Annotated in this window: 13 protein-coding genes; 7 read left to right on the top strand and 6 right to left on the bottom strand. The window is 56.3% G+C overall.

The window, feature by feature from the left end:
* The first annotated feature begins 253 nt into the window (after positions 1-253).
* Complete coding sequence (gene mqo / locus G538_RS0110115) at positions 254-1753, top strand: malate dehydrogenase (quinone) (RefSeq protein WP_029069230.1); 1500 nt, start codon at positions 254-256, stop codon at positions 1751-1753.
* Between the two features lie 9 nt (positions 1754-1762).
* Positions 1763-2758 (top strand): aldo/keto reductase, encoded by a 996-nt coding sequence (locus tag G538_RS0110120; RefSeq protein WP_029069231.1) that lies wholly within the window; start codon positions 1763-1765, stop codon positions 2756-2758.
* 64 nt (positions 2759-2822) lie between these two features.
* Here G538_RS0110120 and G538_RS0110125 read toward each other — a convergent pair whose 3' ends face one another.
* Complete coding sequence (locus G538_RS0110125; protein WP_029069232.1) at positions 2823-3431, bottom strand: thymidine kinase; 609 nt, start codon at positions 3429-3431, stop codon at positions 2823-2825.
* Positions 3431-4066 (bottom strand): trimeric intracellular cation channel family protein, encoded by a 636-nt coding sequence (locus G538_RS0110130; RefSeq protein ID WP_029069233.1) that lies wholly within the window; start codon positions 4064-4066, stop codon positions 3431-3433. Before G538_RS0110130 ends, G538_RS0110125 begins: the two co-directional genes overlap by 1 nt.
* 162 nt (positions 4067-4228) lie before the next feature.
* On the opposite strand from G538_RS0110130, the gene G538_RS16205 reads away from it, so the two are divergent.
* The 3 genes from G538_RS16205 to G538_RS18170 all read left to right on the top strand — a co-directional run bounded on the left by G538_RS16205 (position 4229) and on the right by G538_RS18170 (position 6193).
* Positions 4229-5026, top strand: a complete 798-nt coding sequence (locus G538_RS16205) for an AraC family transcriptional regulator (RefSeq protein WP_051196922.1) — start codon at positions 4229-4231, stop codon at positions 5024-5026.
* 98 nt (positions 5027-5124) lie between these two features.
* A complete protein-coding gene (locus G538_RS18165) occupies positions 5125-5508 on the top strand; it encodes a hypothetical protein (RefSeq protein ID WP_029069234.1) in 384 nt (127 codons plus the stop codon).
* A 43-nt stretch (positions 5509-5551) separates the two neighbouring features.
* On the top strand, positions 5552-6193 hold the full coding sequence (locus G538_RS18170) for an alpha/beta hydrolase (protein WP_029069235.1): 642 nt from the start codon (positions 5552-5554) through the stop codon (positions 6191-6193).
* A gap of 9 nt (positions 6194-6202) precedes the next feature.
* Here the strand turns inward: G538_RS18170 and G538_RS0110150 are convergent, their stop codons facing one another.
* From G538_RS0110150 to G538_RS0110165, 4 genes are all read right to left on the bottom strand, one after another.
* Positions 6203-6859, bottom strand: a complete 657-nt coding sequence (locus G538_RS0110150) for a CYTH domain-containing protein (RefSeq protein ID WP_029069236.1) — start codon at positions 6857-6859, stop codon at positions 6203-6205.
* 57 nt (positions 6860-6916) lie between these two features.
* On the bottom strand, positions 6917-7948 hold the full coding sequence (add, locus tag G538_RS0110155; protein WP_211218601.1) for an adenosine deaminase: 1032 nt from the start codon (positions 7946-7948) through the stop codon (positions 6917-6919).
* A gap of 121 nt (positions 7949-8069) precedes the next feature.
* Positions 8070-8468: a YchJ family protein gene (locus G538_RS0110160; RefSeq protein WP_029069238.1), complete on the bottom strand. Its 399-nt coding sequence runs from the start codon at positions 8466-8468 to the stop codon at positions 8070-8072.
* A 28-nt stretch (positions 8469-8496) separates the two neighbouring features.
* Positions 8497-9282, bottom strand: coding sequence for an alpha/beta hydrolase (locus tag G538_RS0110165; RefSeq protein WP_029069239.1), 786 nt, complete (start codon positions 9280-9282; stop codon positions 8497-8499).
* A gap of 177 nt (positions 9283-9459) precedes the next feature.
* Between G538_RS0110165 and G538_RS0110170 the strand changes: the two genes are divergently transcribed.
* On the top strand, positions 9460-10260 hold the full coding sequence (locus tag G538_RS0110170; protein WP_035834094.1) for a lytic transglycosylase domain-containing protein: 801 nt from the start codon (positions 9460-9462) through the stop codon (positions 10258-10260).
* 185 nt (positions 10261-10445) lie between these two features.
* Entirely contained in the window at positions 10446-11015 is a 570-nt protein-coding gene (locus G538_RS0110175) for a hypothetical protein (protein WP_029069241.1), read from the top strand.
* The last annotated feature ends 12 nt before the right edge of the window (positions 11016-11027 follow it).

Here is an 11027-nt window from a genome sequence, read left to right on the forward strand (position 1 = left end):
CTAATCGACACTGTTGCTCTGCACGTGAGGCACCTTGTTTGCACCAACCAGCCCTGCTGTTATCTGTGGCATTCCTCACCCCTCGCTCGTGACAGCATGCACCATGAGCCGGTCATTCTGACTATTTGTCCACTCCAGGACGCAACCCATCTTTCAGGTAACCTTGCTACCTACTGAACCATCTCCAACTCAGAGGTGGTGAGATAACTCACTGGCAGAACACGCATATGCTGGCCAGCCGTACTATCGACTCGTGGCAAAGACACAGACTCCCCAAGATAAAACGTACGACGTGGTGCTCATTGGTGGCGGAATCATGAGTGTCACCCTCGGCGCGCTCATCGCCGAGTTACAACCAGACTGGACAATAAAACTCATAGAACGCCTCGATGATGTGGCTCTTGAGTCTTCCAACCCATGGAACAATGCGGGCACCGGGCACGCAGCACTTTGCGAACTGAACTACACCCCGCAGATGCCTGACGGCTCAGTGAACATCAACAAAGCCGTCGACATCAACGAGCAATTTCAAGTGTCTCGCGAGTTCTGGGGCCATTTAAGTGATCAGGGCAGTATTCCTGCACTGTCAACATTCATTTCCCCCACACCACACATGACATTTGTGCGCGGAGAAGAGAACGTCGAGTTTCTGCGTCGCCGACACCAGGCGCTCGTCACACACCCGAACTTTTCTGATCTTGAGTTCAGCGATGACCCCGCCGTGATCGCGACGTGGGCTCCGCTCTTGACTCAAGAACGCGACGAGAATGGACCCATCGCAGCCACCCGCTCACTTGATGGCACGGACGTCAACTTTGGTCGGCTCACCCATCACCTGACGGACTACCTCAACCAGCACGGTGTTGACGTTGCCCTACAGCACGAAGTTCGCAATCTCAACCAGCGCAAAGATGGCACCTGGGACATCACGGTGCGTGACCGGCACTGGAATGCCCCTGTGCGCACGGAGAAGATCTCCTCACGGTTTGTCTTTGTTGGAGCTGGTGGCGCCGCGTTGCACCTTCTCCAAAAATCAGGCATCCCTGAGATCAAAGGCTACGGTGGTTTCCCAATCTCCGGCGTTTTCATGCGCACCACAAACCCTGAAATCGTCTCGCAGCACCAAGCGAAGGTTTATGGCAAGGCAGACGTTGGTTCGCCGCCCATGTCAGTCCCCCACCTGGACACTCGTGTTGTCGATGGAGAAACGTCTCTGCTATTTGGACCATACGCTGGTTTTTCGACGAAATTCCTGAAGCAGGGTTCTTTCCTTGACCTCGTCACTTCCATTCGGCCCACAAATATTGTGACAATGCTGTCGGTCGCTAAAGACAACTTTGACCTGACACGGTACCTGATGCGTGAAGTCACAAAGTCACCATTGTCGAAGTTCCGTTCCCTCAAAGAGTTCATGCCCACCGCCAACCCTAAGGATTGGGAGTTCATCACTGCGGGGCAACGTGTACAAGTGATGAAAACTAAGCCCGGGCAACGTGGCGGAGTTCTTGAATTTGGTACCGAACTCGTGACAGCACAAGACAGCACAATCGCAGGTTTACTTGGAGCCTCCCCTGGCGCCTCGACTGCGGTTTCCGCGATGTTGCAACTTTTACGTTCCTGCTTTCCAGACAACTTCGCCGCATGGGAACCACAGATTGGGCATATGATGCCAAGCCTTTCGGTTGAGGACGCTGACGCAGAGTTCGCCGCTCTAGACCAGTCCACCGCGCCACACACCCCTGAGGTGTTCTAGGCTGCACATATGGAGACCAGAACAGCACAACGCCTACCCTTTTCCTTCAGTGTCATTGGCCAGGGCTGCTGGCAGCTTGGTGCAGACTGGGGAGATGTCACCCAGGACGCCGCACTGACGATCTTGGACGCCGCATACGAGTCCGGGATTCGCTTCTTTGACACTGCGGATGTTTATGGTGATGGGCGCTCTGAGCAACTCATTCGCACCTACCTTCAGGGACGCTCCCACCACGGCGTCACGGTTGCCACAAAGATGGGCCGCCGCGCTAACCCGCACACTGGAGATCAGTACACGCTCGATAATTTCCGCGCGTGGACTGATCGCAGTCGGGAAAACCTTGGAGTGGACACCCTCGATCTCGTGCAGTTGCATTGCCCGCCAACAGAGGTTTACCACCGGGCAAGCACCTATGAGTGGCTCGATACACTCGTTTCAGAGGGCCGTATCGCACACTACGGTGTGTCCGTTGAAACGTGCGCTGAAGCGTTGGAAGCATTGTCGCACCCTGGGGTTGCCTCGATCCAAATCATTGTGAACGCATTCCGTCAGAAGCCTCTGTCCCAGGTACTACCTGTGGCCGCCGACGCAGGGGTTGCGGTGATTGCCCGCGTTCCGTTGGCATCGGGGTTGCTGTCGGGGAAGTACACAACAACCACGACGTTCGCGGACAATGACCACCGGTCATTCAACCGCGATGGTGGGGCGTTCGATGTTGGTGAGACTTTTTCTGGCGTCCCCTACGAGGTTGGGGTTCTTGCCGCAGCGGAGTTCTCCGTTGCTGTTAATGCACAAGGTATCGAAGCCTCACCGGCCCAACGGGCTTTGCGGTGGCTGATTGATCAGCCGGGCATCACAACGGTCATCCCCGGTGCACGCACCCCTGACCAGGCTCGGGCGAATGCTGCTGCAGCTGGTCAGCCAGCATTGGACGACGCCACCGCGCAGCGGATCACAGAAATCTATTCACAGCACATCAGCGAACATGTTCATGACCGCTGGTAGTGACTCGTCAGGCGGAGGTTACTTTCGTAACCTCCGCCTGCATGCGCTGATCGTGACTCTTGGATCACCGAGTGAGTTGACCGCCTGATTCCCGGAGGTAGCAGGTCGCACACAGCGACTCATAGGTCACTTCGACTCCGTCGATGGCAACCTGATCGCCTTCAAAAACGTAGGCGTCATCAAAGCGGCGTGCGTTGAACACCGCTTTTCGACCACACCGGCATATGGTTTTCAGCTCTTCTAACGAGTGAGCTATTTCGAGGAGCCTGCGCGATCCGGGGAACGCCGCTGTGCGAAAATCTGTGCGAATTCCGTAGCAGATCACGGGAATGTCATCGAGAACTGCAATGCGCATCAGGTCATTTACCTGGTGTTCCGTGAGGAACTGACACTCATCGATAAGCAGGCATGACACGTCTGTCCCGTGCTGTTCTTGCACTCGTGCCCGATGCGTTTGAAAGGTTGCGTAGGCGTCGTCGCCTTCTGCCAAGAGGTAGTCGACGGTTCGGTCAACCCCTAACCTCGACAAGACTGCTTGCCCAGCCTTCGAATCAATGCCCGGTTTTACGAGGAGAACGTGGTGCCCGCGCTCTTCATAGTTATGTGCAGCTTGAAGTAAGGAGGTGCTCTTCCCGGAGTTCATTGCTCCGTAGCGGAAGTAGAGCTTTGCCACTACGTGTCCTTCCTGAAGTGTGGCGGTTTTGGTGCGTGGAGATCAAAGTGGATCCCCACCATACGCAGGACAAAGCAGATCAGTGCTGCAATGACCACCCATGGCACGCTTGGCATTGATGATTCCACGATCAGTACTGTTAGCCCAGCTGCTAGTGCTGCGGGGATGGCGTACAACTCGGTATGAAGCACGGCCGGGATGCGCTGGATCATGATGTCACGAATGGTCCCACCACCAGCAGCGGTGATCACTCCTAGGATGATGGATTGAACTGGCCCTAGTCCGAAAGCCAGCCCTTTCAAGGTGCCGATGACGGCAAACAGCGATAACCCCACTGCGTCAAAAAGGTTGATGGTGGGCGCCAGCCGCTCAAGACGCGGTCCGAGAAAGAAGGCAAGGAGAGAGCCCACCGCAGCGGTGAGAAGATAGCGCCAATCTTGGAATGTGGTGGGCGGTAGGGAGTCAATGAGGATGTCCCGGATAAACCCACCTCCTAGCGCTGTGACCATTCCAAGGGTCAGCACCCCGACGATGTCTACGCGGGCGTACCTCAGGGCTGTCATGGCACCATTGACGGCAAAAGCCAGTGTCCCGAGCAAATCGAGCGAGAGCAGAGCGACGTGCCCAGAATCCATGGTTCATTCCTACCGGAAGTTTGACCTGCTACCAAATAGGCACATGGCCTAGGCAACACGTTACCCGTGGATGAGACGACGAGTACCCACAGCACACGGTTTAGGTTACCCTTACCTAAGTACTGCGAGGTGGATTCCCACCCTGACTCATGGAGGCCACACGTGCCCGTCATCGACCTTCTCCCCGCCGATGTTCGCGCTAGCGACCCACACACCACTCGCCACCCGCTGTCGTGCCGCCATGCCCAGGCCCCCCAACTTTCCCCCTCCACAACGAGAAGTCACTCTTTTCACGAGCTCCTCTGCGTCATGTCAGGGACAGCTCAGGTCGCAGTCGAAGACCGCACGTGGCACTTGTCCACCGTGCGCCTCCTGTGGATTCCTGCGGGAGTACAGCGCGAACTTCGCCCCTCCGCAGATGCTTTAACCTTTCCCCTGTTGTTCCAACCCGACGAGTGCCCCATCACCTGGGACTCCCCACAATCCATTCGCTCTACTGGAGCATTAACACATCTCGTTCGAGTGCTCCTCCAACCATCCATGACCAGTTCACAGCAGTACGCTCGCGCCGCAGAACAGGCTTTTGAGGTTATTCCGCGCCTGCGGGAACTCGACCTTGAACTGACGATGCCACGCGACCCTCGTGCGGTACGAATAGCTCACGAGCTCCTCAGCAATCCGGCAGCGACCACCAGCCTTGAAGAGTGGGGGCGTATCGGATTCACCTCCGCAAAGACACTGCAGCGGCTGTTCGTTGCTGAGACTGGCTTGACGTTTCCCGAGTGGCGCACCGTGGTTCGCATCCGTAAAGCAATTGACATGCTCTGCGAAGGAGCTAGCGTCACCATGGTGGCCAACCGTGTGGGATACTCAACACCGAGCGGATTTATCGCGGCGTTTTCTCGCATCACTGGACACACACCAGCGCGCTACATCCGCGAGATGACAAATCGCCAATAACACCACAAAAACCCGCCGAGGTTTCCACATGGAAAGATTTTCCCGGTATTTCGGTCAGATGGTGGACACTTCTCCCCGTCTCGGGGGACAATCGACGCATGAGCATCCCTGACGTCCGTGACCTGGCAACCACCGTCCTGTGGTACCGCAACCCAGCTGATGCCGGCATTGTGTTGGATCGCCTCCAAGCAGCTGGGATCACCGAAGAAGCCCTCGATCGGTTCTTCGTGTCCTACGACCCCCGCAATCCAGAGATCTTCACCATCGCTCCGTACAACAGTTTTAGCGATGACCAAAAGCTGCTATTGCTCTCGGAGTACGCACACCGCCAGGGCAAGCTCTCTGAACTTGTTGCTGACCAACGTCGCGCAGTTATTACCGCTATGCTCGCGACCCGGTCACTCAGTTCCATTGCTCACAGCCTTGGCGTCACGAAACAAGCAGTTCACAAAATTGCACGGAGTGCACGCACGACAGACTAGCCCCACCCCCACGGGCACCAAGAGCATCACCTACAGTGGAGTGATGACACTCAACTCTGATGCCGTTGTGTGGAGGAGGCAGCCTGCTGCCTCCTCCGACACGCCCCGCCCCCTTCTCCTTCTGATGCACGGGCTCGGTTCACACGAGAATGATCTCGTCGGCCTACTCCCCCACCTTCCGCAATACTTTGAAGCTGCATCACTGCGCGCCCCGAAAGTCGACATGGGCGGTTACGCGTGGTTTTCCCGCGGCCCAAGCCCAGGCACCCCCGACCCCCAAGACATTGAGCAGGCTACTGACGCTGTCCTCAGTTGGCTCAATGCTGAAGTACCACAGAACACGCCAATCATTCCGGTGGGTTTCTCTCAAGGTGGGGCAATGGTGACACACCTTTTACGAACAGCACCTGAAAAATTCCGTGCTGGCGTTGTCCTCTCAGGCTTTCGGTCCTCTGAGCCGCACCCCGGCGACGAAGCATTAGCCCAGCGTCAGTTGCCTGTATTTTTTGGTCGCGGAGACGCCGACCCCATCGTCACGCTGGACCGGTTCCTTGACGCAGAACACTGGCTCGAAACACACACTCAATTAGACCTTCACATCTACCCAGGCCTACCTCACGCTGTCAGCGGTGAAGAACTTACCGATCTCAGCGATTTTCTCCTCAATGTCGCTCCTGACAGTTAAACCGAGGGACTAGAACAAGTCAGCGGGCGGCGGTAGGTGGTGGTTGACCCCTAACCCGTGGAGGAATACGGGGCCATCACGCCCCAATTGCGCCCCGTATTCCTCAGCCCACACAGAAAAAGGGGTGCGCGCCAAAGATTCATTGGAAAAACGCCGGTCTTCAGTCACCTCACTGGCGCAAAAAGCTGGAATCGTCAGATCAGTTACCGGCCTGCCTCGTTCACATTCAGCAATAATGAGTGGGCGGTTGCGTCCGCCAAATACGTCGAGAACCCACCCATCCTCACCGAGTAATACACCGTAGCGGTTCTTCGCGATGACCTGGCCACCCAATGTGATCATGGATAGCGCTACGGTGGCATCCAGTTCCCGTTCAGCTTCGTAGCGGGTTCCCGCATTCATTGGACCTTTTACTGTCACCGCCGCAAAATCAACATCTCCCCCATGGTCGGCAAGGATGTGCGGGATGTTCTCTGACCCGTCCATAGAAAGTCGAACACCTGGGGCTTGAACGCGAACCCGCAACGCGAAGCCTTGTTCAGCAAGATAGTAGTTCTGCACAATAAGCGTTGGGCTAGGGTCTTCTAAGACCACTGAGGGTAATGACTCAACGTAGAAGCGTCGTTCAAACTCGAAGTCGCCAAATCCGCACGTTTCTTCAGTCATCCCTGCCTCCCTCTCCTCCTGTGGAGCCACCTCACCAGTCACGGTGGGCAACTGCTGCTATGCGGAGAACTCCTGCACGTAGGAGTCGATCATCGCGTGGTAGTCTGCCCGGCGTTCTGCGCTGACCCAACTGACATCAAACGAGTTGCGGGCAATCTGCACCATTTCTGCGGTGGTCGCACCGCTGGCCTGCGCAAATGCCTGGTAGTTATCACCAATGTAACCACCAAAGTACGCTGGGTCATCGGAGTTAAGAGTTACTTTCACTCCCTCGCGCAGGAGGTTAATGATCTCGTTTGCTTTCATATCATCGGAAACAAACGAATTCGACAAGGGGCAGCAGGTTAGCCCCAAACTTTGGTCCCGGACCATTTTCACCAATGCGGGGTCCTCAACGATGTTCGTCCCGTGATCAATCCGGTCAACCGCTATGTCTTCGATGACTTGGCGAATGTGCTCAATGCTATTGTGCTGGTCAATGTCACAGTGCATCGTCAGTTTGAGGCCGTTCTCCCGGGCTGTTGCAAACGTCTTGGCGAACAGTGCTGGCGGGTTCCCTCGTTCGTCTGAGTCGAGACCCACACCGAGAATCCGGTGCTTGTGTGGCAGTGCTTCTTCTAGGGTTGCGTGAGCGGATTCCGGGGTGTGATCACGCAGGAAGCACATAATGAGTTCGGCATCAATGCCGTGTCGTTCCGCTGCTTCATAGGCGGCCCGCGAATACCCCGAGATCACGGTGGCGAAAGAAATGCCCCGAGTGGTGTGTGCTTGAGGATCGAAGAAGATTTCTGCGCGCTTCACGCCCTGGGTGGCAGCTTTTGCAAGGTACGCGTCAGCCAAGTCATAAAAATCTTGCTCTGTCACGAGTACCTGCATCGCCGGGTAGTACACGGCAAGGAAAGAAGCTAGATCGGTGAACTGGTACGTTGCCTGGACATCTTCAACGCTTTGCTGCCCTATATCTACCCCATTGCGCCTCGCCAAACGTAGCTTCAGGTCAGGTTCTAACGTACCTTCAACGTGGAGATGTAACTCTGCTTTGGGTAGCCCGAGGAGGAAATCGTTTGTCGGGGTAGTTGGCAGTGGCACGTCGCGTTCCATTCGTTGATCGTCTATGTCCATTGAAAGGGACACACGCCATTGTGCGCCCCTTCCAACGTAGCCCGGTTCGCCACATTTGGCCTGGCGGACACACACGAATACAAGAACTTCAGACGCTCATTGTGGTGTCTGTGGCCTCACCCATCTCATACAGCCAACGACCGTCGCTTCGCACAAACCGCGAGGTCTCTGTTAAAACTCCGCGCTCTTGCCCCGAACGATAGTGAGCTCGAAAGCTCACATACCCAACATCGCCAACAGGTGGTGGTGCGTCAAGGATACGGAGCCTGCGCCAATCGATGTCTTGGGAAACCTCAAGATCATCGGGGACGGTGTCGGGATGCCACGTCTCTCTCAAGTAGGCCTCGTCCAAAACCACGTAGGCGCTATAGCGTGAGCGCATGAGTGCTTCTGGTGAGGCAGGTACCGCTCTGCCCCCGTGGAACGGGCCGCAACACGCTAGATAAGGACTCCCTGTACCGCAGGGACACAACAACGTCTCAGACATGGGGTCATCGTATCTGTTTCTGGAGGCTTCATTCAGTGGGATGTGAGTGGCCGTTCATCATCCAGTGGAGTACTCGTTGAATCTGCTGATCCCAGTATCCCCACTCATGGTCTCCCGGGCCCTCGAGGTCCTGTGTCATGACGAGCCCAGCGTGGCGGGCAGCTTCAGCGAAGCGCAGATTGTCTTGGTAAAGGAAGTCTTCAGTGCCACATAGTTGATACAACGATGGGAGTCGATGCGGGTCAGCTTTGCGCAAGAGGTGCACGAGGTCATCGTCAGTACCTGCGGGGTGGGCATCACCCCACACCTGGGGAATTTCGCCACGTAGCATCTCGAAACTAGCGGATTCGGCGACGTCTAGAGCACCTGACAACGATGCGGCTGCGGCGAAACGTTCCGGGTGGTGAAACGCGAGCTTAAATGCGCCGTACCCGCCCATCGATAACCCCGCAACGAATGTGTCTTCTCTGCGAGTAGAAACCTGAAACATTTGCGGGATGATTCTCGGGATTTCCTCACTGACCAACGTCCAATATTTGCCGCCCCACCGCTCATCACAGTAGAAAGACCTGCCAACGCGGGGCATGACAACCGCGATGCCATATTCCGCCACGTACCTTTCAATGGAAGTTCTCCGCGTCCAAATGGAATCGTCATCGCTCAATCCATGCAGCAAATAAAGAACCGGGGTTTTACCTGTCGGAACAACAGTGTCCATACCGATTTGCCCGTGAGTTGACTCCGGGAGAATAACGGTCATCACCGTTGATTCACGAAGAGCCTCCGAGAAAAACCGGACCTGCGCGACTGCCATTGTGTCAACCTTTCACCCGTCAAGCATTCACAGAATCTACCAAGCATGTCCGGCGACAATGCGCGTGACCTCTGCCAATAGCATCTGTCCTAGCACTACAGTTGGACAGTACACCGCCGCCCCTTACTTCTTACGATAACGTCCCCACCTCCAACACCCGCGCATTGGACTGTGAGCATGAACCGACCCCGCCAACGTTCTACCTCGCTCGTTGTGCCTCTCGTGGGATTGCTCATCGTTGGGATTATTGGGTTGGTTATTGCAGGTGCTCTGGCCGCGATCCGCAACAGCGCGAGTCTTTCAGCTGGTTCACCTCAGCCCCCTGGAATGCGCGCCGGCGCACTGACAACCGAACATCCGCCCCTGGCGGATGGTGCTGACCTCGAAACGTGGCCAACCGCTGACCTCCCTGACCCCACGTGGGTTATCCGCACCTCTGAACTCACAGGTGTTCCCGAGCGCGCATTGCGCGCCTACGCTGGCGCAGCCATGCGGAATCAAGAGGTTAATCCTCGGTGTGAACTATCGTGGAACACCCTCGCTGGCATAGGACGCATCGAATCCTTCCACGGCGTCATCAATGACAACACCTTGTCCGAGGATGGTACTGCTGAACCGGGAATTTTCGGGATTCCGCTCAATGGCGATGGTGTTGCGGCAATTGCGGACACTGATGGTGGGGAACTTGACGGTGACTCCGAGTGGGACCGTGCTGTGGGCCCCATGCAGTTCATTCCTGAGACGTGGTCGCGTTTTGGTACCGACGCGAATGGCAGCGGTGAGGCGAATCCGCAAAACATCGATGATGCTGCCCTGTCTGCTGCGTTCTACCTCTGTGATCGCGGACAAGGCGCGTTAAGCGAGGCGGAAAACTGGGTGCGGGCCGTGCGGGCGTATAACAATTCGTCAAAATACATCAATGACGTCGCCGAACGCGCCAATAACTACGCAACCAGTTTAGCCGCCGATCCCACGTAACCTTCCTGCGCACTGCCTTTTTCACTCTATTGACCACCGTGCATTTTTCGTAGCACCCACTGTTGACACTACTGGCAATTCTGTGAGTATGATGTGCGCGGCGCTATTGATAACGATTCCCATTTTACTTGCGTTTGTAGCGCCGCCGTTCATGACATCCCACCCACAACACAGGAGGACCACCCATGGGACCACGCAGCACACAACGCACAGCGCTACTGGCAGCAGCAGGGGCAGCAGTACTCGCTTTAGGAACGCCGGCGGCAGCTCACGCAGCAACCATCACCTCTGGGCACATCGACATTGTCGAGATTGAATGCGTCAATGGCGACTACGAAGTAGGAGCCCACGTTGGTGACACCCACGTCCACGGTGACGAGATCGGTGACTACAACTTCATCATTGATCGTTCATCAAGCGGCGGATACGTCACCTACAGCTCCGCCCTTGACCGCTACCGGGTGACCGGCGGCGGCAACGCCGATGACTACATTCCTGACTTCGGCTTCGCTTATGAAGCTACTGGCGCGGGATGCGCGTCAACACTCACCGTCAACTGGGCCACAACAGGACCAGGCAGCGTCACCTTCAACGGAGGCACAGCTGTGACGCTGTCGCAGAACAGCCACACCCACGGCACCTGGGTCTACAACGGTGCAACCAGTGGCACAACCGCATACGACTACACCATCAACTTCTCTGTTCCTACCGCTGGAGAAGGCGTCGGGCCAGTCAACGTCCGCGTACAGCCTTAATACCGATGGTGG

Origin of the sequence: Jonesia quinghaiensis DSM 15701, from assembly GCF_000423205.1 — a bacterium.
Taxonomy (GTDB): Bacteria; Actinomycetota; Actinomycetes; order Actinomycetales; family Cellulomonadaceae; genus Jonesia; species Jonesia quinghaiensis.